This window comes from Paenisporosarcina indica (genome assembly GCF_001939075.1).
Classification (GTDB): domain Bacteria; phylum Bacillota; class Bacilli; order Bacillales_A; family Planococcaceae; genus Paenisporosarcina; species Paenisporosarcina indica.
Genome location: NZ_MPTA01000003.1, coordinates 230,085 through 255,348 on the forward strand (window position 1 = coordinate 230,085; position 25,264 = coordinate 255,348).

Consider the following 25,264-nt stretch of genomic DNA (forward strand, 5'->3'; position numbering starts at 1 on the left):
TCCTCCCACTATTAAGAGTTTAATCTTTCAAAAAACGACATACTTCACGAACAAAATATTCGGTTTCCTCTGATTCTGGAAAATGAGCGCTTTTATTAAACAAAATCCATTACTATTGGGGAGGTTTCGATTTATTATTTTTGAAATTGGAATTCCTGTATTTCTGTCATGAACACCTGTAATAATTAACGTGTTATGTGGAAGGTTTTCAAGACGTTCTTGTAATGGAATATCTGCGGGATTGTTTTGGAAGGCCTCTAGCATTAACCCTGTATTTGAAAGATTGCTCTCCTTGACAAGCTGTCGAAACATTTTGGCGATATTCTGATTCTCAAAGAATAGGCGATTTACTGTTTCTTCATCAACAGACTCCCACACTTTTTCATATTTATTTTCAATCGTGGTATCTTCACTCAGAATGTTTTCAATTTTTTCCATCAAATCTAAATCTGCAATCGACATAAAACCTGATATTTGAATCATGTATTGTGTCTTTAAAGCGATAAGACTAGGACCGGATAGAACAACTTTATTAATCAAATTTGGAAAAGCATATGTAAATTCTTCAACCTTTATCCAATGTGATATGCCATTTATTTTGATGTAGTATTCTCCGTTTTTATGTTCATTTTTCTCCTTTCATGAGGTTAATATGTACGTACCGGAACGATTAGCTGCAGCACCGAGTCATCATGAATTGAATTCAGGATGAATGGACGCATTGCACCAGTAAATTGAACTTTCACATCATGTCCACCCACGGCTTTTAATGCATCCATCATATATTTCGCACTGAACGATATTTTCAACTCTTCGCCTTCAATCAAGGTCGTCTTGATTTTTTCTTCCACCTTTCCAATTTCAGGTGAACTCGATGATATTTCAACGACATTGCCTTCTAAAGATGTGAACTGAACAATGTTATTCCGTTCTTCACGTGCCATAAGAGAAGCCCGATCTATTGCTTGAAATAATGCTTTACCATCCATGGTAACAGTCGTGTTATATTCAGTTGGAATTAAGCGAGAGGTATCAGGGTAATTACCTTCTAATAAACGCGAGTAGAATAATACATTGGATGTTTTAAATAATACTTGTTGGTTTGTCATGACGATTTGAACAGGTTGTGAAGAATCACCAAGGATTTTACTTAGTTCACTTAAGCTCTTCCCTGGAATCACCGCGCTATATTCTCCCTCCGGCAGTTGTTCCAATTTCGTTTTGCGGCGTGCCAAACGGTGACTGTCTGTAGCTACACATGTAAGTTCTCCATTTTTCACTTCCCAATGAACCCCTGTTAATACTGGACGACTTTCAGAAGTCGATATCGCGAATACAGTTTCACGCACTAGCGATTTCAACAAATCTGCTGGGATGACAAAATTTCGATCATCCTGAATTTCTGGAAGGAGTGGATATTCTGAAGCATCCTGTCCAATGATATGGAACTCTGACTTTCCTGAACGAATATGTGTGTGAAAATTCTCCGTAATTTCTATTTCCACATCACTCGTTGGTAATTTACGGACGATTTCATTGAACATGCGTGCTTGAACGACAATCGTGCCTTCTTCAATCACACGAATGACTTGTTCGCCATTTTCCTCTGCTTTAATAAATGTTTGAATTGTGATATCGGAATCACTGCCCGTTAAGTGTAATCCCTCTTCTGTTACCTCTAATTTAATTCCATTCAAAATCGGAATTGTTGTTTTCGAACTTACTGCCTTCATTACATCGTTTAATCCATCTAATAATCGGTGTCTCATGATTTCAAATTTCATCTTTTTCCCTCGCTTTATTAGTAATAGTTTTGCGATATAAATCTCTCAAAAGAATTGAAGATTATTAAATTATCAAGTTTTTCAAATAATTTTATGGCAATAGAAATAATGTAACACTATGAATTTTTATTTGCACCTAGATTATTATTAAATTGGCCAATCTAATGGTTGTGTTGCCTTTGCAACAGAGTAAGCGTCAGGGTTACTTGTGTTTCAAATTGTTTTCTCCAAACACTTATCGTTGAAAGAGCTGCTATTTTAAAGATAACCGCTGTTTTGGTTAAGGACGTACCCTGTTCAAAGCTTCTACACCATAATATTCATATTGCTTCACCCATTTAACGATAGACTTATGATCTGTCGCAATAAAGCGACCAATTTCGTTATAACTTTCTTTCCCATTTAAATATCTTAAAACAGCTTGTAATTTATCCTCAGGAGTAAATTTTGCCATAGAAAAACTGCACCTCCAATTGTTAGATTGTGTCTAACAATTGGGATGCAGTTTTTATTATGGGTTTTTTATCATGATTTTCAGTTTATCGAATTATGGGATGATTAATGGGCATCGGGAAATACTCTACGTACAGTGTCCGAAAACTCTTCGAAAAACCCTTCGACTGGTTCCCCTGCCCGAATCTTAGTGCCGTAATCGTTCATTTGTTTCACAAAGTCGGGATTCATCGATACATAGACATTTTTGAAATTATGGTTTCCTTTTCGTACATGCTCCGCGATTTTATTTTCCATGTGCTCATTGCCTTTATCTCCCTCTTTCAACACAACGGCCACATAGGCATTGACATCTGTGACGAGGACATTGGCACTTTCCACTTCCTTCATAGCCGCGACATCATCTGCGACTTTATCTGCGACTTCTACCTTTTGTCCATGGGTTGTATTCGTACCCATGCCATTGGAAGTGTTGTTGTTCACATTCTCATTTATATGGTCATTCGTTGTTCCTGTACCGGCGTTTGTTTCAGTTCCAGTGTTTGTTTCGTTGTTTGTTGCAGTGTTTTCCCCATTATCCGTCTTCGTCGTCCCACAACCCATCAACGAAAAGATGAGCAACAGCGTCACGGGCACTTGTAGCATTTTTATCATTAAATTTCCTCCTTTATTAAGCTTCTTAAGGTAGATTGGTTCATTTCCGTTTTTTTATTCATGGGAATCAATTTCATAATTGATGTTTTTGAGGCTAATCTTGAGGCATTATAAACAAGTCTCAATGTCTAATACGTACATAGGTCCCACAAAAGTTCCCCCTTTTCAGTAAAAAAAGAGGAAGGGGAAACTTCTCCCCTCCCTACTATTAGTTGTCTACTTTATCTGCAAATTCAGTTAACCCTACACCAGGTAGGACTCCAACTCTGTCCATTTCTAGTCTGTTTTCTCCTAGAGTGACTTTACCATTTTTAGTAGTAACTGCTATAGTGAATCCTAAACTCTTAAGAGTATTGATTGTACCAGTATCATACTGACCAAACGGGTAAGCAAAATACTTACATCCACCTAATATACCTTGACTGGTCTGAATATCTGTAAACACTTCAGCGTCAGTTTTAGTCAATACTTGACTAGTAGTACTTCCATCAAATTTGTGTAAATGGTGAGTATGGCTTTCATAGCTAAACACGTCACTCATAGTATCCATCCATATCTTGCTGACTCAAGAAATGTAGTTTCTTGTGGTCAAAAGTGGCAGGCGATGCTGGAATACGACTAGTGATTAAAAACTGTTCTGTTATAAAACCATGCTGTTTAAGCTTTGGATAAGCATATTCCCTAGTGCTTCCTCATAAATATTTACCAAATCCTTCAAAGGTACTGCATAGGCTACAGTAGCAGCACTAGCTTCTTTAGTAGGAACAGGTATTGCTATTCCCGCAATCAGTAGTAAGCACAGGAATTTCTTCAACATAAGTCTCCCCCTCAAGTGTTTCAAAGAAAAAATTATCCCTCTTTCCTGCTAGAGGAAGGCAAGAAGGACAAATTCTCATCTGAGAATGAAGCATCTGAACGACTCTGCGGCTGGCACAGGAAAAGCTGCTGCGAGACAAGCGGCGCAGGTACCCACATTCATGAATCTGTGAGTACCTTTGTTTACAGGGCTTTCCTGTCCTCGATTTCCCATTGTTTCAAAAAAGGGAACGGGTCAAATGCCGATTCATTTCGGCCATTGAATTTATACATCCCAAAGTGAAGATGCGGTGGAAACTTGCCTGAAGTTCCTTTCTTCCCATACCCGGAACTTCCAACATAGCCGACGATCATCCCAGGCTCCACAATATCACCCTCCTTGACGCCATTATCGAAATGCGACAAATGGGCGAAATAATGGTAGGTATTATGGATATCGCGGATTCCGACACGCCATCCCCCGAAATCATTCCAGCCCATCACTTCAATTACGCCGTATGTTGTAGACCGAACCGGGACACCGTAGGGAGCATACAAATCCGTACCTTCATGCATTCGGCGTCCTCCCCAGCCGCGGCTGGCTCCCCATGTACTGCGGTAGCTATAATTGTTTCCGACAGGGAGGGGAAAGGCATGTTGATCAAGGTCTAGCATTTCAAAATGTTGGTAGATCCGTGCAATTATCATAATCTGCCTAACAGCTTCATCGCGACCGTAATAACCTTTGAGTGCCTTCTTAAAATCATTTTTAGAATGGCCGTATTTACTCAAATAACTGGACATTGTTAGCATCAAGTCGTCATCATTTTCTCTGTCTGCCTTGCCGTCCCCATTTCCGTCCAATCCATTTCCACCGAAAAATGAGATGGTAGAGGACAGCGTATCGTTCTTGACCGGGTTCAAGTCACCCACCCAAAATTCATTTGAAAACTGAAGGGCAATTGGACCTTGCCTCTTAGTTAGATCGTTACGGACCTGTTGGATATTTCGCTCGTACTTATCCACTGCTGCCAAATAGTACCATGGCAATGAAGAATTGGCATATTGTTGATAATAGCCCATACGTTGGTTCAAAAGCTGTTCTTTGGTCTGTTCGACTTCAGCTGTTACAACCGATGCTAAAGTGAAAAAGCTCATAACCCCAAAAAGCATAAATCGAAACTTCTGGAACAAACAAAACCCTCCTTTTATCAATACGGTCCATAGTTTCTCCATCTCACTCCGTTTCATGAATCATTTTTCGGAAATGAAAGAAGAATTGCCACCAGCTTAGGAGGAAAAAAGTGAGCGTTGTTAAAATAGACACTTTTATGAATTTCAGTGCAAATTAAAGAAGTCTTTGGCTAAATAATGCACAAATTCCCAAATCTAAATTCTCTTTTTTCAATTTAGACTTGTTAAAAGGAAATTGGCGGATGGATAAAAATAGTTACACCAAAAGTGCTTAAGTAGGACAAAATTAGTGAGCTCTTTAAAAGTATAAATTATTGCGTAACGTAAAGAATAAAGTGGATGAGATTCTTGGGAAAACTAGTCTAAGGAAGTGATGAATTGAAGGGAAAGTATATTTTAGTGTTATCTATTATTATTCTTTTAAGTTCCATCTTTTATGTTAGCTTTAGTGTATTTGCTGATAAAGGACGTTTCCATTACGAAGAAACTGGGGAAGTTGTGTGGGATATAAAAACTGAAGAAAAAATAATTGCTATAACATTTGACGATGGTCCCCACCGGAAATATACTGCCGAAGTTTTAGATTTATTAGCTAAATACGATGCTAAAGCAACTTTCTTTATTATTGGAGAAAATGCAGAAAAGTATCCAGAACTTGTATTAAGAGCACATGAGGAAGGACATGAATTAGCAAACCACACATATACGCATCCTGTAAAAACAACAATTGCACATTTAGAGGATGAACTAAAACAGACAAATGAAACAATATACGGTATTACAGGATTTTACCCAAAGTTGTTTAGACCTGTTGGCGGACAATACACAGATGACATGATTAAGGCGGCAGTGGACAAAGGTTATAAAGTTGTAATGTGGTCTTGGCACCAAGATACAGAAGACTGGAAAAATCCCGGTGTTAAAAACATTGTAAAAAAAGTGGTGAATGTTACGAAACCAGGAGACGTCATTCTTTTCCATGACGGTGGTGGTAATCGTAAACAGACTGTGAAAGCACTTGAGGAGATTTTGCCTGAACTCCAAAAACAAGGATACAAATTTGTGACTATTTCAGAACTTATTGAGTACAAAAACAACAAATAAAAGTGGTTGAAGCAGAAGATTTTCTGTACATTTCTATGATTTTCAAAAATCCCAATAGAAATTTAGGTTCTTTTTATTATGTACTCAACTTTGGCACCGAATAATTAGCTTTATAAGATATCCCTATTGGCTTTTGTAAACACTTACGTAAAGAGAAACCCCTAAAACCTTTGGCTTTAGGGGTTTCTCTTTATTTCAACTGTTTTTTTGTACATAATAGATATTTCCCCCCGTCGATAGTTATTGAGGATTTATTACACCGATTTCGACCTTTATGGTCTTTCTTCGATTCATCCAAACGTTTTGTGAAATCAACTTTTTTTAATAAGGAAAATATTAAATCGTAAGATTCCTTGGAATATTAACTAGATCGAGTTTATAACGAAGGGTCCAATATCTCCACGATTCGATCCGCTCTTACACGATTATGGCAAAGCTTGAATAATTGATCCAAAAAAACTTCAACTTCCGAAAGTGATGACGGTAATGGGATTTCCATTTTTCTCGACCCAAACGTTTGCGTAAAATACGATTTTCTGATGTCATTTTTGCCGTCTCTTTTTAAGGGATTGTATTTCCACGAAAGATAAGTGATTCCGCCTTCTTCTATTGTCTGATTTAATTCAGCGATGGTTGTAGATTTATCATGCGCATAGATAACTAAGTAATAGTTGTCATTTCGATGCCAATCGATCCATAAGAAATAATAACTATTATGTCCAGGTTTCGTGACATCAAAGGCCGCTATGATTGGTTTTCCATTCGCCCACTGGTGGAATTTACTCAACATATCATTTGGTGTATCCAACTTAGTCAATTCATAAGTGGCGGATGTGGATTCCATCCATCCCTCTAAATAATTACTAATGATTTCAGCCTGATTTTTTTTCAAAGTACCACTTCCCTCTTCAAATGTGTTTTAAAACATTTTATCTAATAAGCTCTGAGAATGTTGTCGTTGTTAAATAAATACAAAATAGTGCATTTGCGTCTTCCTAGCTGCAGGAGCGTGAAGAATGAGTCCCAAAAGTATGTGCTTTTCATACTTGTTGACCCATGCGGAACGGGCGGTCAGCGTAAATGGAAGATTGACAACAAGAACGTTTTACATATTAATTTAGTAAGAAGAAATCCATATTCTAATAATCTTTCTTAGCAGGAATTAGTGCAATGTTTATTTGTTAAGAACAAGGAAATATGCGGTTGATTAGAGAATATATTTATAGAGAAATAGCAAAACAAATATTACCAAAGAACAAAGGGAGTACAACCCGTATGGAAATAGAAAGAATGAGTTTTGTTTTCAACACGCACACAATTGGACCATTACGGTGCTGTTCATTTAAGCTTCATGGGCAACATTCCCCAAATTTCTGGTGGATAATATGATTACCCCTGGTGGTTAGAATTCTTCAACTAAAGGTGGAAGATAAAAATGAAAGTCGGATATAGTATTTTGAAAGAAATTCATAATAAAACCGATTCACCTACAGCGAGTGATTATGGATTGAGCGAAGTGGATTTTCAAAACTTTGTGTTCTTTTTAGAAACAAAGGGTTATTTAGAGAGAGTGTTGAGGGTACACGATCATTTCTCCCTAAAAGCCGCCCGTTTAACTGAAAAAGGGGTTTCCTTATTGGTAGAGCTTAAGCATTACGAAGATTCCTATCCTGCAAGGAACTACTTAAAAGCGTGGGTACAATCTGAAAAAGACCTTTATTCCAATGGTGCGGAACAAGAATGACAGTTTCTATTTTGTGAGTTAACGTATAAGCCTGGAGATACCATAGGTTGATACACCTAATCCCCTTTGTATCATGAAATCAGATAGTGAGTACTATAAAAAAGACCGTTTGATGGTGGTACATCAAACGATCAACGTAATAGTAGGTTCCCTTCAAGGGGATTGACCGAAACAGGAGTAACCCATCTGCCCCTAACTCAAGGATGGGTTATTTTTTTGGTTAAATGAAAGTACAAGTATTGTTTCTAATGTTATTGCTACCATCAACGCTTCGAATATTGAAATGGCACCACAGGCAACACGAAGTGGGTCATGCAGACGTTGCTGCAGGACGTGGCGTACTTAGTCTGCCTATCAATAGTCGAATGGGAGTGAGAAAACCACCCTTGTGTTTGTAGCCGCCGAGATATTCCGCGAATACGATAATCTCTGGAATAAAATTGAAGTAGGGTTTAGTTTAGAAAATTTGGGTAATGTATATGTAACGTTAAAATGGGAGGTATCATAATGAAGAATAAATATTTATCCCTACCATTAGCCGCAATACTATTACTAGGTGCTTGTGGAGATGATGATGCGGACGATATCGAAGTGAATGATCCATTATTGGAAGACGATGGTGAAAATGATGTAGGTAGTTGACGAAGTAAATTGATGAAAAAAAATGGAGTTCAATATCGGAATATCATCTCTTGAGCCATCAATCAGTTGAGACACCTAATGCACTTTGGTTTAATGAAATCAGATAGTGAGTACAATTAAAAAGACCGTTTGGTGGTCCAACACCAAACGATCAACCCATCTGAGGTATACTTCAAGGATGGGTTATTTTTTATGGTTAAACGGCAGAATTGAAATGACTATAATACTAACAATAAGTTTACATGACTCATTTTAATACTCTTTTTTCTTTTGCCTCTTTTAACCACATCGGAAACTCATCGAGCAATTGGTCATATAACTCTTCATCTGACAATTTATCAATATCAAGGATATGAAAGAAATTTGCATTATCGATAAAGCGTCCTTCCATTACATCCAATTTCTTCAGTACATCAAAATTGGAATCTCCCACTCCAATGAATTGCCAAAATATTGGTTTGTCGGATGATTGCACAATCGGCTTCTTAATTCCTGCTTTACATCCACCATCATTAATGAATACCAGAAATACGGGATCGTCACTTGAGTCTTCTCGAATGTATTTTTGAATGACATCTTCCATCACTGTTGGCTCATCATTTCTACCAAATTTATGTACTTTTTCATTATTCAAAATATGTTGATCAACATATCCCTCAAAATTCATTTCAGTTGCTTCTGGAAGTCGCGAAAACTCATTATCATATACCCAAACATCTAACGCACCATCATCGTCAAATTGACTGGCTACTGCCAAAACGCGTTCTACCACCTTTTGAACCTCACCACTTTTATACAATTTTCGCATGGAACCAGATATATCTAATACCAAGCCAACTCTTGCCTTGACGTTCGATAGCTTTTTCTTTTCCAGGACTATACTTACTTTCTCTTTTCTCAGTGATATGGATGACATTATTTTATCTCCTCCTACATTTATGGTTATAAATCATTCTTCATTAATTGCTTCTATTCCAATTCTTATTACGGAATTTTGCGTCTATTAATCTCACTTTATTTTATCACTATTTAATGCTACATAAAAATATGAAATCAAAAATGTATTATTTCTCAATTCAAGTTGATAAATCCAATGCATGAGACATCAATTCATTTAACTCCTGAATTTGCCAAAGAAAAACACCTTCGTTACATGCACTTGTGTTAAGTGTACAGTCTCCGGAGGTGTGTTTATTATCTCATTGATTTTGGTTATTTCATCATCTATATTCATTATTTATTTACCCTTTTTAGACGAGAAGTCCTTGTTATTATTGGCTACGTATTTGCCGTATAGAACCGTGTTTTTTACCACATCCAATTCACAATTAACTATGGGGCCCGCCACCATGTAGGACCCTTAGTAAATCCTTTACGAATTATTTATAAAACAGTTACGATCGTTCGTTCTTATCGAGAAGGAGGGTCAAACATTATATTGGTTCAATGTTAAAATGGATTTTCTTTGCGGCTTCCTTCGCTATTCTAATTGCTTCTTCTTTACTGTCTGAATAAGTCAAAATGTACCCATATCGATCTCCCATGGATAAAGGCGGGTGTAATAAATCACCAATTTTAGAATCGATAAAGACTTCCTCTACCCCAGGTATCCGAGAACAACGTTTTCTTCCTGTTACCTTTATTAGAGTACCTGTTGAGTCACTTGTTAAATGATGTGAATATACAAACCGTTTGTATTTTTTTTGGAGGTTAGGCTCTTGACCTAAAAATATCTTTATTGTTTCTTCAACTAAATTAATTCCATAGGCTGTTTCAATCATTCGATTCATTGTTCCCCCAGATATCCGAGGGTTTATTTCAATTAGTTTCCATTCTTGATTAATCAATCGCATTTCTAAATGGCAGGATCCATTTTTCATTTTAAAACGTTCTAAAATCAAAGAAACCGTCTCATGGATTTTCCCAAAAAAAACTTGATCCATATCTGCCAATAAACAATATCCAGTTACAATAAAACGTTCAAAAAACGTTATTTCTTGTTCAAGCACAGCAATGATATGAACTTTCCCTTTATACATACAAGCTTCAACCAAGTATTGAGGACCGTCTAAATATTCCTCTAACAATACTTCCTTGCTCCCATTCTTTAATAACAAGTTTATAGACTCCGCTAATTCATTTTTATCTTTAACAAGTAAAACATCCCTAGAACCAGTTGAAATTGGCGATTTAACAATAAGAGGAAAAGAAGCTGTTTGTTGTTTGATGAAATTTCTTAATGAAGCACCTTTTCTATATCTTGAAAAATAAGGAGATACCGATAAGTCTTTTAACAGTACACGTGTTAAAAGCTTATTTTCCATTTTCATGACAGGCTCGGGGGAGACGTCAGTAACACCTAATTCTTTCGACAATTTCGCAGCTACATGAACAAAAGGATCCATAAAACTCAATATAGCCACTACGTTATTACCCTGTTTTTGTATATCTTTTATATTTTTCTTTAATAAATCATAATTGTTCAATTTCGTTCGAATCATTTGATTAACCTCGGGAAAATCCAGTCTTTTTTCAATGAACAGTTTTCTATTCGTTAATAACACAGTAAAAAAGCCAAGATTTTCAGCAGCTTTAATTGCCTCCCTGCTTGATCCTGATTTATTACACCCAATGAATATAATTGTTTTCATATTCTATTTTCATCTACCTTCCCATCGCCTTGGGGGCATCTTTAGTCTCTGAAAATAAAATATTCATAATGGATTAATTTGTTTAGGCAAACTAAATTAATACTCACGAAACATCCCTTTTTCTTTAAGCACTGCGATTGTTTGATTTCTTATGATTAGTGACATACTAAATAGGGGATAGAAATTTAATAATCTTAGGTTTTACAATAATCTAGAGATGATTGTAATTGCAATTATTTGGAGGGGAATTTTTCTGTGAAACTGTTTCAATTAAGAAAAGGGCAATTTGTCTATTATCAAAATGAATTGCACAGAGTTTACTCAGTTAAGCCTATGGTAAAAAAGTCAGTTCATCTGATGAAGCTGAAGGATTTGTCGCAGCATATATGTAGTGCGGCGGAAGTAGATAAATACCAACCAAAGGAACTTGATAGCTTTATTTTCAATAAAAATGTTTATACCCTCAGCAAGTATAGAAAAGCTGAAGAAGGGGATTTCATTTTAATTACAAACCCAAATCCTGATTACCTGGATCATTACTCATTAAATGAAATTGAGGTAGTGGCATCAGTTGAAAACAAAGGGGTTATCACAAATAAGTATAACGGAATTAGGCATAATGAGTATTTACTGATGGTTCCAGGTCGTGATGATAATAGTAACCGCATTGAATATCGGGATATTCAAGATATTGAAGAAAGCAACATACAGGACCACTCAGATGTTATTAGTGATTTGTTGCCCACTATTGGAGACGTGTATAGAAAAAATGATACAAATGCAGCAATTGATGCGATGGTAGTCGCCATACAAGGGAATACGATAATTCTAGGAGGCGGTTTAGAGTTGCCGCATGAAGAGTTGATGAACAATGAGAAATGGGAATTTCTTTATAGCCTTCTGGACAAATAATTTATTTACCTTCTTATTAGGCAATTTCATACTTTATCGGTTCTCAATGTTTAACACTTATCCTGTTGGAGGTTATCATGAATGTTAACAAGCTAAAAGAAAAAAGTGTATTTATCATCTCACTTTTACTGACACTTATATTCATTGTATGGGGTGTCTTTTTCACGGACAATCTTACCAAAGTCACCAATTCCATTTATTCGGGATCGATTGATTATCTTGGATGGGTCTATATCGGCACTACCTTTTTCTTCGTGATTTTTTCCATTTATTTGCTTTTTTCCAAGTATGGGCACATTCGTCTAGGTAAGGCTACTGACAGGCCTGACTTCAATACCGCATCGTGGCTTGCCATGTTGTTTGGGGCGGGAATGGGTATCGGAATTGTTTATTGGAGTGTTGCTGAGCCGGTTACTCACTATACGACCCCTCCATATGGAGAAGGCTATACCCTTGAAGCAGCCGATGTCGCCATGAAATATACCTTTTTTCATTGGGGCTTGCATCCTTGGGCGATTTACACTGTCATCGGTTTAGCTCTTGCTATCTGTCAATACAACAAGAAACTACCGGCAGCCATTAGTTCTGTTTTCTATCCAATACTGAAGGATCGAATTTATGGACCCATTGGAAAGACGATTGATATACTGTCAGTATTTGCAACAGTCTTTGGTATTGCAACATCTCTTGGCCTTGGAGCCTTACAAGTTACTGCCGGGATGCATTCCATATTCGGTGTTCCCAACACGTTAATTGTTCAGTTGATTGTTATTGCTGTTGCTACAGTTATTTTTCTCATTTCGATTAACACCGGCTTGGAGAAGGGAATTCAATATTTATCCAATGCAGCGATGATCATATCGTTTGCTGTTTTGGTGTTAATCTTAATTGTCGGTCCAACAATGATGATTATTAAATTCTTCTTTAACACGACTGGGCTCTATCTCAATGACTTCATCCAAATGAGTTTAAGGATGACCCCATTTGGAAACGGAGAATGGATTGCATCATGGACATTGTTTTATTGGGCATGGTGGATTGCATGGGCACCGTTTGTCGGTATGTTTATAGCACGTATATCGAGGGGAAGAACGGTAAAACAGTTTGTCATAGGCGTGTTGATCGTTCCTACTCTTGGAACATGTATTTGGATGTCTATCTTTGGTGGCTCCGCACTCGATATTGTGATCAGCTCAGAAAACCATGAACTTGCAAAATACATTGCGGACAACGTGTCATTGGCAATCTTTACATTCTTTGATTATCTTCCACTAAGTACCTTATTAAGTATCATGGGATTTGCTCTCGTAGCTATTTATTACGTTACGGTTGCAGATACATCTACTTTTGTATTAGGTATGCTGAGTGAAGGCGGAACATTAAATCCTTCAAATAAAATCAAAATGACATGGGGGATCATCCAATCCGCAGTTGCAGCCGTATTGCTTTTATCCGGTGGGTTAACCGTATTGCAAACAGCATCTATAGTGGTTGCTTTTCCTTTTGCCATAATCATGCTCTTCATGTGTTATTCCTTACTAAAAGCACTTAACAGTGAATTGGTAATACAAACCAGGAAAAAGAAAGTCAAAGATTATTCATAAGGTAGAAAAGCTCCAGTGATTTATTCACTGGAGCTTTTCCGTTTGAAATGGATGTCTGTCATCGTGTGCCTGTTTTACTGCGTAGCTTCCCATTTGGTGATTTCTTCGCGAACTATGGGAGCCACTTCCTTCCCTAACAACTCAATCGCACTCATTACATCCGCATGCGGCATGGTGCCAACAGGTACGTGCAACATAAATCGTGTGATGCCTACGTTTTTTCGAAGGTCAATAATCTTCTCTGCAACAGTTTCTGGGTCCCCTACATACAGTGCACCTTTTAAGCTACGTGCAGCGTCGAAAGCTTGACGGTCATAATGTCCCCAACCTCGCTCCCGTCCAAGCACATTCATGGCCCGCTGTGTAGGTGGGAAGAATTTATCGGCTGCAACGTCGTTTGTCTCTGCAATGAATCCATGTGAATGGGATGCAATTGGCAGTTTGGATATGTCATGTCCTGCCTGTGTTGCCGCTTGTTTATAGAGCTGGACAAGTGGGGCGAACTGCAATGGCCGTCCTCCAATAATTGCTAGAACAAGAGGCAGTCCCAACAGACCTGCCCGGATCACTGATTCACTATTGCCCCCACTTCCAATCCATATAGGTAAAGGGTCTTGTACTGGACGTGGGTACACTCCAAGGTTATCAATGGAAGCACGATGTTTTCCAGACCATGATACAACTTCAGACTTTTGTAATGTTAACAGCAAATCCAGTTTTTCTTCAAACAGCTCATTATAGTCTTGTAAATCATACCCAAATAACGGGAAGGATTCGATAAAAGAACCCCGTCCAGCCATGATTTCTGCACGTCCATTCGAAATGCCATCAAGCGTCGCAAAGTCCTGGAATACACGTACTGGATCTGCCGAGGAAAGAACGGTGACCGCACTCGTTAATCGGATACGCTTTGTTTGTGAAGCTGCAGCTGCCAATACGATAGCTGGAGAGGACGCAGCAAAATCCTGCCGATGATGTTCCCCTACTCCAAATACATCCAGTCCTACTTGATCAGCAAGGACGATTTCCTCAACAACTTCACGTAATCGTTGTGCATGGCTAATTACTTCTCCCGTTTTTACATCCGGAGTTGTTTCTACAAATGTGCTAATACCTATCTCCATTAACAAGACCCCCTATTTAAGCTTTCATACTAAAGTATTACGTGGTTTTCTTGAAACTATAACTATGTTCTTTAATATACTTCATTTTCGAGATATTTTCATTTCGAAGGATTTCCCAATGTTTAACTAAAAAAGCCATAGAACCTATAGTAGATTCCATGACTTCTCTTTTGTTCTAAAGTATAAATAAACTGCACCGCCAATTGTTAGTTGAGTCTAACAAATGGGGTACAGTTCCATCGCAGAATAGAAGTTATCATTTTTATGCTACTTTCGTGATATCTACTTTTTTTCCTTCTTTTAACTGCTCTTTAAATTCAGCTGTTGCTGTGAAAAGTACGTCTGTTGATGAGTTAAGTGCAGTTTCAAATGAGTCTTGTAAAACTCCAATAACAAAGCCTACTCCAACTACCTGCATCGCTATATCAGCAGGGATTCCAAATAAACTACAAGCTAGAGGAATCAATAATAGTGAGCCCCCAGCAACCCCTGAAGCACCGCAAGCACATACAGCTGACACCACGCTGAGAATAATCGCTGTTGGAATGTCCACTTGAATGCCAAGTGTATGAACCGCGGCAAGTGTCAAAACAGAAATGGTAACCGCAGCACCAGCCATGTTAACAGTTGCGCCTAATGGAATCGAAACAGCGTAGGTATCTCTATTTAAACCTAGTTTTTCGCATAATTTCAAATTCACAGGTATGTTTGCAGCGGAGCTTCGTGTAAAGAATGCAGTAACACCGCTTTCCTTTATACACTTAATTACAAGTGGGTATGGGTTCTGACGTAAGATTGAGAACACAATGATTGGGTTGACAACAAGGGCCACAAAGAACATACATCCAATCAAAACGGCAAGTAACTTTCCATAGCTTAGTAACGACTCAATTCCATTTGTAGTAATCGACTCGATCACTAGACCCATAATACCAAATGGTGCAAACTTGATTATCCATGTAACCACTTTTGTTACGGCATCCGAAATATTAGTAATTACCGTTTTCGTTGTAGCAGGAGCATTTTTTAAAGCCAATCCAAGGACAATTGCCCAAGCTAAAATACCAATATAGTTAGCTTCAGAAAGGGCTGTAACAGGGTTAGCGACAACGTTCAATAGTAAAGTTTTAAGAACGTCAACAACACCGCCAGGAGCTGCCAAATCCTCAGCACCTGTTTTAAGAGTTATACTTACAGGGAAGATAAAACTTACAATAACTGCGATTAATCCAGCCAAAAACGTTCCTAAAAGATATAGGAAGATAATGGATTTCATATTCGTTTGCTGACCACTTTTGTGTTGAGAGATGGCCGACATAACCAAGAACAGTACCAAGATCGGTGCAATTGCTTTTAAAGCACCTACAAATAAAGAGCCTAAAATGGTAACAGATTTGGCTGATTCCGGAATCAATACCGCCAAGATGATACCAATAATTAAACCAATAGATATTTGTTTTACTAGACTTATTTGATTCCACTTTTTCAATAGATTTTTCATAATATTCCCCCCATTAGTTTCAGATAAAATGTCTACATTGACAATATCGAGCCATTCATTTCTCATAGCCCTGTAATAGAATTACGTCTATTACAAATAGATCAGTTCGAAGGAGAAAATCGAAAACCAAATCTGGGAATGGGGTTGTCTATCATCACTAATAAACCACCTTCACTACATTCCACTCTACAAATACAAATGTTTTTCTATTGAATAGTATTATAAGGAATATTTCGATATTTTACAATACTATTATTGTTATATTAAAGTTGGTAATTATAAACATATTTTGATAAATAATTTAGCAAACACAATATGTATCGGCAAACTCTCCGGAAGTGATTACTATTTCAAATTCATTTATTACTTCAACTAATATAGGATTTAAATGCCCTCTAATGATATTACTAATTGTTTACTCAATTAAATTCATTTGAATTCAACTTCATAATATAGAGAGGGTACAGTAGCTTTGCCATCCTGGATCCTGGGAACCCTTCATTATGTATAATAATTTCTTTCTCTTACATCCTTCAATTTGCATGTGAGGTTTACAAACAAAAAATCCCCAGAATCCAATTCGGATTCCAGGGCAGGATTAACTCTTTTTTTCGATTCCAACCAACCAAAAGCTTCAAAAATGTGCGGAGTGTAGGTGGCAACACAAGGTTCTAGTGGGTTTTTAATAGCATTTTTCACTATTTACATCGGATCAATATTTAGCTCTGAACTACTCTTAGGTAGAATAGCGCTATAAATTAAACTGGAGGTGAAAACCATTCAATTTTCCCCTCCAGATTTTGATTCACAAATCAGTTTAGTTTTATGAATTGAAATCATATATTTGACCTTTAATCAAATATGCTGTACTTTCTGCAATATTTGTTATATGGTCTGCTGTTCTCTCAAGAAAACGATTTACAAACAATAATTGTACAAGCTGATTTGTTTCTTCTGGATGTCCACTTAGATAAGTAGTAAGTTTTTTATATGTTTCACCACTATACTTATCCACTTCATCCTCTAAATCACCAACTTCTTTAGCAAGTAGGATATTTTCCTCTAAAAAAGATTGTAGTGCTTTTCGGAGCATTTCAATCGATAGTTCTTTCATCTTCTCAAGATGCGTAATATCCAGTAAAGATTCTGTATTACCGATCTTGATAGTCGCTTTTGCAATATTTACAGCAAAATCCCCGACCCGTTCAATTTCAGATGAAATTTTAAGAACACCAATAATTTCTCGTAAATCCCTTGAAACAGGTGCTTCTTTTGCCATAAGCCAAATTGAGAACTGATTAATATCCATTTCAAGATTATCAATAGCTGTATCTCCCTCAATAACTTTTAAAGCAATTCCAACATCCTGTGTTTTTAAGGCCTTAAAAGCTCTTTCTAGAGCAACAATTGATTGTTCACCCATTTCGGTGATTTTTCCTTTTAGTTCTTCTAAGTTATTCTCGAAATTCACACGAATACCCATTTTTTACCCCCTATTATCCGAATCGGCCAGTTACATAATCTTCTGTTCTTTGATCCTGTGGTGTAGAGAAAATGTTATCTGTATCATCGTATTCAACTACTTCTCCATTTAAGAAAAACGCGGTTTTATCAGAGATTCGTGCAGCTTGTTGCATGTTATGTGTAACAATGACAATCGTATAATCCTTTTTCATCGCTGTTATTAGTTCTTCAACTTTTAACGTGGAGATTGGGTCTAATGCTGAAGTAGGCTCGTCCATTAGAATTACATCTGGTTTCATCGCTATAGCACGAGCAATACACACTCGTTGTTGCTGACCACCTGACAAACCAAGTGCTGATGTTTTAAGACGATCTTTTACTTCGTCCCAAATCGCTGCTCCGCGCAAACTCTCTTCCACAAGTTTATTTAATTCTTTTTTATTTTTTATGCCTTGCATTCTTGGACCATAGGCTACATTGTCATAAATACTCATTGGGAATAGATTTGGTTTTTGAAATACCATTCCCACTTTTGTTCGTAGCTTGATTACATCATTTGTTTTATAAATGTTTTCGTGATCAATGACAATATCACCTGAAATTTTCACACCATCAATTAAATCATTCATACGGTTTAATGTTCGTAAAAAGGTTGATTTACCACAACCTGAAGGACCGATTAAAGCAGTAACCTGTTTTTCATGAATATCAAGATATACTCCGAACAAAGCTTGTTTCTCACCATAAAATAAATTTAAATCCTTCACATTAATTTTCGTTGTACCTTCTTTAAATTGCTCCATCTGCGAAATACCTTCCCAACTTTGTTTTTTGGTCGTCAGCTCACCATGTTCTATTACGGATGTGCTCATTAACCTACTCATTATTTATTGGTTGCTCTGTTTAATTTTTTCGAGATAAATGTTGCTGAAAGATTGATCACTAAAATAATTACTATTAAGACAATACCAACTGCAGCAGCAAGTTCAATGTCACCTGACTCTTGCGTTACTAAATACGCATGAACAGTTAAAGTTCTCGCTGATGAGAAGATACTGTCTGGCATGGCAGCTACTGTTCCTGCAGTTAAGAAAATTGCAGCTGATTCTCCAACTATTCGTCCAATTGAGAGGATAATACCTGATAAAACCCCCGGCATTGCACTAGGTAAAATCACCTTATATAATGTTTGTAATTTAGTCGTTCCAAGCGCTAATGAACCTTCACGATACGAAAGTGGCACTGTTTTTAATGCTTCTTCTGTTGTTCGGATGATTACAGGTAACACGATAATCGTTAATGTTAATGAAGCTGCGATAATTGACATACCTAATTTTAAGGTTGTTACAAAGAATACCGCTCCAAACAAACCATAAATAATCGAGGGAATTCCTGTTAAACTTTCTGTTGCAAAGCGAATTGTTCTTACTAATCGCCCTTGCTTAGCATATTCTTGTAAATAAACCGCCGCGAATATCCCGATAGGTGTTGCAATGATTAACGAAATAAGAATTGTGTATATAGTTGTTACGATCATTGGCCATATACCACCACCACCGGTTGGAGAATAATCTCCAAAGATGAAACTGAAGCTAATTAAATTAATGCCTTTATAAAAGATAAATCCAACTATCATAACAAGGACGGCAACCGATAAGAAAGCTGATATCCATAAAAGTCCACGTAACAATTTATCTTTTAATTGTATCATCTTAGTTACCTCCCTTCGCACTAATTTTTGCTAATACAAAATTCAAAATTAATATAAATGAGAATAAAACAATTCCAGTTGCAAATAACATGTCTTGATGCGTTCCGAATGCATAACCCATTTCTAATGCAATATTTGTTGTTAGTGGACGAACACTATCTGTTAAGCTAGTTGGAACGATTAAACTATTACCCGCTACTAAGATAACTGCCATCGTTTCCCCAATTGCTCGACCTAAACCTAATACGATTGCCGTCATAATCCCTGATTTCGCTGCTGGTACAATGACTTTGAAGATTGTCCCAATATGGGATACTCCTAGGGCTAATGATCCTTCACGATATGTTTGTGGGACAGCACGGATTGCTGTCTCTGCTACAGTCACAATTGTTGGTAACATCATGATGGCCAGCACAAGAATAACCGCTAATAAGCTTTGCCCTTTCACTAAACCAAAAGTATTTTGTAAAAACGGAACAATGATTGCAAGTCCAAATACACCATATAATACAGATGGGATACCTGCTAGCAACTGAATTGCTGGTGAAATAATTTTAGCTACCCTTTTAGAGGCAATCTCTGCTAAGAAAATAGATGTAAATAAACCAATTGGTACCCCAATAATTAATGCTCCAATTGTTGCAAAGATAGATGCAACAATCATTGGGAATATACCGAATTTATCTTCACTCGGTACCCAATCCTTACCAAAAATAAAGTCTATAAAGCTATAGCCCTCTGCTACAAAGGGATGAGCTCCTTTGTAAAATACAAATCCAATGATAAGCACTAATGTTAATACTGAGAGAAGGGCACAAATCAAGAAAATTCTTGAAGACATCTTCTCTAACATATACTTCCTTTTATTTGCTTTATCGATTACTACGACCTGCTTGTTATTTGTTGGGATAGACACTCTTAATTCCTCCAAGATTCCGTTAAAAATTATGTTGTTGTCTTCCTTTTATGATGTTCATTATTTTACAGGGATTGCTCCTGCTTCTGCTGCGATGAGTTGTCCATCTTCACTTAAAATGAAATCTATAAATCGTTGTCCAGCATCTGTTAATTTTCCTTCTTTATAAACAAACAAGAACGGTCTAGACAATCTGTATTTTTCCAGTAGAACATTTTCCGGACTTGCTTTTACGCCATTAATATCCATAGTTGAAATCGATTCATCGATATATTCAAATGAGATAAAGCCAACAGCATGTTTATTATTCGCAACTGTTGTTTTTATATTTCCATTTCCACTTGCGATAATTGCGTTTCTTATTAACTCACCAGAACTGTAGCCTACGATTTCTTGGAACGCATCACGTGAACCTGATCCATCCTCACGAGAGACGACTACGATTTCCATGTCAGCTCCACCTAGTTCATTCCAGTTCGTCACTTCTCCAGTAAAAATCTGCTTTATTTGTTCCATCGTAAGATCTTTTACTTTGTTACTTGGATGAGCCACTACTACAATTCCATCATAAGCGATAACGACTTCCTTCAAACCAGCCGCTTTTTCTTCTTCTTTTAAATCCCGTGAAGACATCCCGATCTCCGACACTCCACTGATTGCATTGGTAATTCCGGCAGAAGAACCAATTTGATTAATTTCAATTTTTGTATTATCTTCCTCTGCATATTTTGCTGCTAATTTTTCACCAAGAGGCCCTACAGATGTTGATCCTGAAATAGATACAGTAGCATTACTACCATCTGACGTTTTTGTATCATTATTAGTATTGCTTGTACATGCTGATAGTACAGCAAGTATAGATAGCATTAATAATCCCATTTTAATTTTTTTAAAACTTATCATTTCTTACCTCCAAGAAATTTGTTAGGAACTTTTCATGACGTATTCTGTCTACTACTAGAATAATTGCCTAGTGTAAATATTTAAGACGATATTTGTAAAGGTATTGTAAATTTTATTAAAAACAAGATGTTTTATGTTAAATATTGTTAAAGTTGACTAAGGATATAACTTATGATGAGTTTAATTTGAAATTATAATACGTTCCACTTATTTCACAATGATTCTAAATTGTTTATTTAGTTTCTTATTAAGAAATTAAATTGAATTATTAAGCACAGAAACAAAAAAATGCTCAAAAATTCAACTTTGAATGAATCTTTGAGCAATTTACGTTTATATTATTTTATTTACACTATCTCTGCTTCGATTAAACCTTTCGAGGAAATATCCAACTGATTGTTTCAAATAACATCAAAGATGAAGGTGGGCTTATGTAAGAATCGTTTCTAATAACCTAGAACCAATCCTTTTTTAGAGATTCTCGTTAAGAATAAAAGCACATTTTAAATGTTTGCTATTTGCGGGCGTTCGCATACGGCTACTATTGAGCTGACCGTGCCTTTATTGAGTTGCAAAAACGCATGACATTTTTGCGTGTCATGCGTTTTCCAATAAGATGTGATGTATTATTTCCGCCAAAAATCCGTATATTCTGCTTTATCCTGAATATTAAATTCAATCATTTTCTCAAGCAATTCGTAATTTACCGGCTTATTCCACGGAATTCTAATCAAGCCTTTGGTAGCGCTGTATCCAGCCTGTGCAATGTCATCGGCAAAGTTCGCAATGCCTACTTCTTCGGGTGAAACGCTCAAATGTTGCTTCGCTGTGGAGAAGCCGATGATAAATGTACCGTGATCGGAAAACATTGGCGTATTCCACTTGATTTGCGGTTCCAAATTCGGGAATTTATTAGCAACCCACGCCAAAATTCCCTCTGTTCGGTCGCGATGGTCGGGGTTATCGATACCTGCTAAATATGTTTCAAAAACCTCCATGTTGTTCCCTCCTAAAATTAATATATTCTCGTTTTAGAAAAGTCACTAAAATCCAGTTCTTCAAATTCGAATTCATTCTTAACTAATACCCATAAAAGGCATCTTTTTTGATATTCTTTTTTGAAATATTATGATTTTGTAAATAAACGGAAGTGGAATCTACCATTTCTTTCGGCCCAGCAATTAAGTATTTACCATCGTTCTTATATAGAGCAGTAAACTTATGTATCTCCTGATATAAGTCATCCCTTGAATCAAGGTAAGTTACACTTATTGATGGATTGTTAGCAATTGCATCAAGCTCTTCTTTATATATAAATGACTTGTTGCTATCAATATAGAGAAGATGTATTTGTTTCTCGACTCGATTCCCTTCAGCCTCGATTTGTTTTAACATCGACCGAAATGGTGTAATTCCAATCCCACCTGCAACCAGGAGTGAAGGACTGTTATCTTTTAGATAAAAAGACCCAACAGGACCACTCATACTAACTTTCATTCCCTTTTTTAATTCTAACATCGCTTTCTTAAACTCACTTGGATTATCGTTAATTTTCATTGTAATTTGAACAATATTCTCTATTGATGCAGATGGCAAAGTGAACGGTCGTGTTGGCTTCTTTATTTTCTTATGAGTAATACTAAACAAACCATGTTGCCCTGCTTTCCAGGTTAAATCTTTCTCTTTTTCAAATAGAAAGGTATATACATCTTCTGATTCTTTGTAGCTTTCTAAAAATAATAATTCTCTCTTTTTGAATATCGGTAATATATCTTGAAAAAAACTCATTTCCCACTCTCCTATGCGTTAGCTTTAAACTAAAAAAACATGTTCAGAGGTTTGGTCTTACATTTCCTCTAAGACTTTTTTAAGTTCTTCGACCTTACTCGCCCAACCATATTTCGCACCATTGTACGCTTGATCTTCTTTTTCGAATCCCGTATGTTCGAGATGTAAGTTGGTTGTTCCATCTTCTTGCTTCAATGTCCATGTGACTACTGTGTTTATTGGGCCACCTATCCATGTGTAAGATAACTTATAAGGTTCGTCCACTACTAATACTTCACAATCTACAATTAAATTCCACTGTTCATTTTTGAATTGACATTTATGTCCCACGATTGGTTTAAAGTTATTTTCCATTATCCATTTTGCAAGAGTATCCGGATCTGTTAAAGAGTTCCACACTGTATTGATTGAACTTGTAAACTGAAAATCTAATGATATATCTGCCATTATTTTATTCCTCCGATAATAAATTTTTTAAAAGTGCTATATTTCCCATCCAAAATTTCTCGTAAAAGGACACCCAATCTTTAATTTCCTGTAGGGGAGCGGGAATTAGTCGAAACCTTGTTTCTCTACCAACTTTACGGTCAGCAACTAGACCAGCTTCTTTAAGGATCGCCAAGTGTTTTGAAACAGCCGTACGTCCCATTTGAAATTGAGGAGTTAATTCGTGAAGAGGTAACTCTTCTGTTTCTGCCAACAAGCGTAATAATTTTCGTCTTGTTGGGTCAGCGATGGCTACATAAACATCACGCTCTTGATTTTTCTCGTCCAAAATACCTCCCTCCTTCTAAATAGGACACCAATTAGTGTCTTTATTATAGGACAACATTTGGTGTCCGGTCAATATTATATTCGACATAATGGCATTGGTTTTATTCGCCTATCATTAATTACTGAAAGAAAAACATCAGGAGGAGTGTTGGATATGAAAAAGAACCACAAGATTCAAAACGAGGAACTACTATTTCGTACACATGCGCATGTTTCCAGTTTTTATTCACCGCTTACATATCTTCAGTTAAAATCTGAAACAACACCGAGAAAGTAAGTAATCGACTAAAAGAAAGGGATCTTGCATCAAAGTAAAAGGTGCCAGATTCTACCACAATTCAAAATCGTGTTAGAACCAAGCACCTCTTAAAAATTCTGTTGCTCCGCATGTTTTTTAAAATTGCTTAAAATCGCTTGCCATCCTTATTGCTGCATTTCAATCGGATTAATCGTTTCAGGATCGAAAACTTCTATTACCTTCGTGTCGTTTTCTTGGGGGATAAAAGTGATTTCAACTTTACTTCCATCTCGTAATGTATAAGAAATGAACTCCTGGGCACGTACTTCATCATATATGCCGCCAAAATCAAAACCAATGCTTCCATTCTAGTAACAAATTTCAAGCCGACTTTTAAATCATTTTCAGCGTATGGCGTATGCCAATCATCAGAGGCATTATTCCACTTCGTTATATAACCCGGCTCCGTCCAGTATTCCCATACTTGTTCAACTGGTGCATGCACTAATTGCTTCAGCCGTTATTACCGACAAAACAACTTAGCGGAGGTGAGGGGTCTATCTAAATTTAAACACTTACCGAGCCACGGAAACCTCTGGCAGCATAATAGGACTCTGCTCCATTGTGATACACAAAGACAGTGTCGTAGCGATAATCACAAAAGATGGCCCCGCCGAGTTTTCTAATATTTGCAGGTGTTTTCACCCAGCTCGATGTTTTCGTGTCGAAATTGCCAAGTTTCTGCAGCTCCCGGTATTGTTCTTCCGTTAAAATCTCAATACCCATGTCAGCAGCCATATCAATAGCGTTATTTTGTGGTTTGTGTTGTTTCCTTGCCTCCAGCGCTTCTCGATCGTAACAAACACTTCTGCGGCCTTTAGGACTTTCCGCTGAACAGTCATAAAAAATGTATTCGTCCTTCTCCTCATTATGACCAACAACATCCGGTTCACCGTCAGTTATTTCCATTTCGTTAAGCGTCCACAGTTTCTCAGTATTAGTTTCTAGCTTTATTTGTACTTTAGCCCATTCAAGTCCTTCATGGCGATTCATATTTTTCTCAAAACGGGCTTTCAATACTCTCAGTATTTCTTCATGTTGGATTGGCGACAACTTCCTTTTTTCATTATTCATGCTAGATCTCCCCTCAATCATATGTTCCATCACTTTCTTTTCTCGCTTGTTATTCAATATTTATGTATTCAGTAAGTAGTATCAAAAAGTCTTTTGTGATATGGGTAATGGCGTGTATTTATGTAATCTTGCCTAGACTCGATAACCTCATCTTCTAATATAATATCAACAATT

The 25,264-nt window shown here is 36.9% G+C and carries 27 protein-coding genes and 1 pseudogene; 5 read left to right on the plus strand and 23 right to left on the minus strand.

Going from position 1 to position 25,264, the window contains the following annotated elements:
- Positions 1-27 precede the first annotated feature (27 nt).
- The 7 genes from GY23_RS10405 to GY23_RS10430 all read right to left on the minus strand — a co-directional run bounded on the left by GY23_RS10405 (position 28) and on the right by GY23_RS10430 (position 4,859).
- Positions 28-540: a hypothetical protein gene (locus GY23_RS10405; protein WP_161487595.1), complete on the minus strand. Its 513-nt coding sequence runs from the start codon at positions 538-540 to the stop codon at positions 28-30.
- A 107-nt stretch (positions 541-647) separates the two neighbouring features.
- Positions 648-1,784 carry a DNA polymerase III subunit beta gene (gene dnaN, locus GY23_RS10410; RefSeq protein WP_075619156.1) on the minus strand — a complete coding sequence of 379 codons (1,137 nt, stop codon included), beginning with the start codon at positions 1,782-1,784 and terminating at the stop codon, positions 648-650.
- A gap of 280 nt (positions 1,785-2,064) precedes the next feature.
- Positions 2,065-2,238 carry a helix-turn-helix domain-containing protein gene (locus GY23_RS10415; protein ID WP_075619157.1) on the minus strand — a complete coding sequence of 58 codons (174 nt, stop codon included), beginning with the start codon at positions 2,236-2,238 and terminating at the stop codon, positions 2,065-2,067.
- 104 nt (positions 2,239-2,342) lie between these two features.
- Complete coding sequence (locus tag GY23_RS10420) at positions 2,343-2,891, minus strand: YhcN/YlaJ family sporulation lipoprotein (RefSeq protein ID WP_075619158.1); 549 nt, start codon at positions 2,889-2,891, stop codon at positions 2,343-2,345.
- A 208-nt stretch (positions 2,892-3,099) separates the two neighbouring features.
- Complete coding sequence (locus GY23_RS10425; RefSeq protein ID WP_075619159.1) at positions 3,100-3,432, minus strand: polysaccharide deacetylase family protein; 333 nt, start codon at positions 3,430-3,432, stop codon at positions 3,100-3,102.
- 99 nt (positions 3,433-3,531) lie between these two features.
- Positions 3,532-3,708: a hypothetical protein gene (locus GY23_RS18270; protein ID WP_161487596.1), complete on the minus strand. Its 177-nt coding sequence runs from the start codon at positions 3,706-3,708 to the stop codon at positions 3,532-3,534.
- 182 nt (positions 3,709-3,890) lie between these two features.
- The gene (locus GY23_RS10430) at positions 3,891-4,859 is read right to left on the minus strand and encodes a M23 family metallopeptidase (RefSeq protein ID WP_075619243.1); all 969 of its coding nucleotides are present in this window, start codon (positions 4,857-4,859) and stop codon (positions 3,891-3,893) included.
- 399 nt (positions 4,860-5,258) lie between these two features.
- Here GY23_RS10430 and GY23_RS10435 point away from each other — a divergent pair, with 399 nt between their 5' ends.
- A complete protein-coding gene (locus GY23_RS10435) occupies positions 5,259-5,984 on the plus strand; it encodes a polysaccharide deacetylase family protein (RefSeq protein ID WP_075619160.1) in 726 nt (241 codons plus the stop codon).
- Between the two features lie 376 nt (positions 5,985-6,360).
- Here the strand turns inward: GY23_RS10435 and GY23_RS10440 are convergent, their stop codons facing one another.
- The gene (locus tag GY23_RS10440; protein WP_075619161.1) at positions 6,361-6,876 is read right to left on the minus strand and encodes a hypothetical protein; all 516 of its coding nucleotides are present in this window, start codon (positions 6,874-6,876) and stop codon (positions 6,361-6,363) included.
- A gap of 543 nt (positions 6,877-7,419) precedes the next feature.
- On the opposite strand from GY23_RS10440, the gene GY23_RS10445 reads away from it, so the two are divergent.
- Together GY23_RS10445 and GY23_RS18940 are read left to right on the plus strand one after the other, a co-directional pair.
- Positions 7,420-7,728, plus strand: a complete 309-nt coding sequence (locus GY23_RS10445; RefSeq protein WP_075619162.1) for a hypothetical protein — start codon at positions 7,420-7,422, stop codon at positions 7,726-7,728.
- A 507-nt stretch (positions 7,729-8,235) separates the two neighbouring features.
- The gene (locus GY23_RS18940) at positions 8,236-8,370 is read left to right on the plus strand and encodes a hypothetical protein (protein ID WP_281251497.1); all 135 of its coding nucleotides are present in this window, start codon (positions 8,236-8,238) and stop codon (positions 8,368-8,370) included.
- 247 nt (positions 8,371-8,617) lie between these two features.
- Here GY23_RS18940 and GY23_RS10450 read toward each other — a convergent pair whose 3' ends face one another.
- Together GY23_RS10450 and GY23_RS10455 are read right to left on the minus strand one after the other, a co-directional pair.
- Positions 8,618-9,286, minus strand: coding sequence for a vWA domain-containing protein (locus GY23_RS10450; protein ID WP_075619163.1), 669 nt, complete (start codon positions 9,284-9,286; stop codon positions 8,618-8,620).
- 517 nt (positions 9,287-9,803) lie between these two features.
- Positions 9,804-11,021 carry an ATP-grasp domain-containing protein gene (locus tag GY23_RS10455; protein ID WP_075619164.1) on the minus strand — a complete coding sequence of 406 codons (1,218 nt, stop codon included), beginning with the start codon at positions 11,019-11,021 and terminating at the stop codon, positions 9,804-9,806.
- A gap of 255 nt (positions 11,022-11,276) precedes the next feature.
- Here GY23_RS10455 and GY23_RS10460 point away from each other — a divergent pair, with 255 nt between their 5' ends.
- Together GY23_RS10460 and GY23_RS10465 are read left to right on the plus strand one after the other, a co-directional pair.
- A complete protein-coding gene (locus tag GY23_RS10460) occupies positions 11,277-11,933 on the plus strand; it encodes a hypothetical protein (protein ID WP_075619165.1) in 657 nt (218 codons plus the stop codon).
- Positions 11,934-12,010: 77 nt separating this feature from the next.
- Positions 12,011-13,537, plus strand: coding sequence for a glycine betaine uptake BCCT transporter (locus GY23_RS10465; RefSeq protein ID WP_075619166.1), 1,527 nt, complete (start codon positions 12,011-12,013; stop codon positions 13,535-13,537).
- A gap of 74 nt (positions 13,538-13,611) precedes the next feature.
- Here the strand turns inward: GY23_RS10465 and GY23_RS10470 are convergent, their stop codons facing one another.
- The 13 genes and pseudogenes from GY23_RS10470 to GY23_RS10530 all read right to left on the minus strand — a co-directional run bounded on the left by GY23_RS10470 (position 13,612) and on the right by GY23_RS10530 (position 25,090).
- On the minus strand, positions 13,612-14,661 hold the full coding sequence (locus GY23_RS10470) for an LLM class flavin-dependent oxidoreductase (RefSeq protein ID WP_075619167.1): 1,050 nt from the start codon (positions 14,659-14,661) through the stop codon (positions 13,612-13,614).
- A gap of 262 nt (positions 14,662-14,923) precedes the next feature.
- Entirely contained in the window at positions 14,924-16,162 is a 1,239-nt protein-coding gene (gene sstT, locus GY23_RS10475) for a serine/threonine transporter SstT (protein WP_075619168.1), read from the minus strand.
- Positions 16,163-16,985: 823 nt separating this feature from the next.
- The gene (gene phoU / locus GY23_RS10480) at positions 16,986-17,645 is read right to left on the minus strand and encodes a phosphate signaling complex protein PhoU (RefSeq protein WP_075619169.1); all 660 of its coding nucleotides are present in this window, start codon (positions 17,643-17,645) and stop codon (positions 16,986-16,988) included.
- Positions 17,646-17,658: 13 nt separating this feature from the next.
- Positions 17,659-18,429, minus strand: coding sequence for a phosphate ABC transporter ATP-binding protein PstB (pstB, locus tag GY23_RS10485; protein ID WP_075619244.1), 771 nt, complete (start codon positions 18,427-18,429; stop codon positions 17,659-17,661).
- An 80-nt stretch (positions 18,430-18,509) separates the two neighbouring features.
- On the minus strand, positions 18,510-19,337 hold the full coding sequence (pstA, locus tag GY23_RS10490; RefSeq protein WP_075619170.1) for a phosphate ABC transporter permease PstA: 828 nt from the start codon (positions 19,335-19,337) through the stop codon (positions 18,510-18,512).
- A gap of 1 nt (position 19,338) precedes the next feature.
- The gene (gene pstC, locus GY23_RS10495; RefSeq protein ID WP_139311109.1) at positions 19,339-20,253 is read right to left on the minus strand and encodes a phosphate ABC transporter permease subunit PstC; all 915 of its coding nucleotides are present in this window, start codon (positions 20,251-20,253) and stop codon (positions 19,339-19,341) included.
- A 60-nt stretch (positions 20,254-20,313) separates the two neighbouring features.
- Complete coding sequence (locus GY23_RS10500; protein ID WP_075619171.1) at positions 20,314-21,156, minus strand: phosphate ABC transporter substrate-binding protein; 843 nt, start codon at positions 21,154-21,156, stop codon at positions 20,314-20,316.
- 626 nt (positions 21,157-21,782) lie between these two features.
- Positions 21,783-22,154 carry an iron chaperone gene (locus GY23_RS10505; protein ID WP_075619172.1) on the minus strand — a complete coding sequence of 124 codons (372 nt, stop codon included), beginning with the start codon at positions 22,152-22,154 and terminating at the stop codon, positions 21,783-21,785.
- Positions 22,155-22,236: 82 nt separating this feature from the next.
- Entirely contained in the window at positions 22,237-22,944 is a 708-nt protein-coding gene (locus GY23_RS10510) for an FAD-dependent oxidoreductase (RefSeq protein WP_075619173.1), read from the minus strand.
- Positions 22,945-23,001: 57 nt separating this feature from the next.
- Positions 23,002-23,391, minus strand: a complete 390-nt coding sequence (locus GY23_RS10515; RefSeq protein WP_075619174.1) for an SRPBCC family protein — start codon at positions 23,389-23,391, stop codon at positions 23,002-23,004.
- Between the two features lie 4 nt (positions 23,392-23,395).
- On the minus strand, positions 23,396-23,719 hold the full coding sequence (locus GY23_RS10520; protein WP_075619175.1) for an ArsR/SmtB family transcription factor: 324 nt from the start codon (positions 23,717-23,719) through the stop codon (positions 23,396-23,398).
- A gap of 422 nt (positions 23,720-24,141) precedes the next feature.
- A pseudogene (locus GY23_RS10525) lies at positions 24,142-24,473 on the minus strand (SRPBCC domain-containing protein).
- Between the two features lie 50 nt (positions 24,474-24,523).
- On the minus strand, positions 24,524-25,090 hold the full coding sequence (locus GY23_RS10530) for a DUF4256 domain-containing protein (RefSeq protein WP_139311110.1): 567 nt from the start codon (positions 25,088-25,090) through the stop codon (positions 24,524-24,526).
- Positions 25,091-25,264 lie beyond the last annotated feature (174 nt).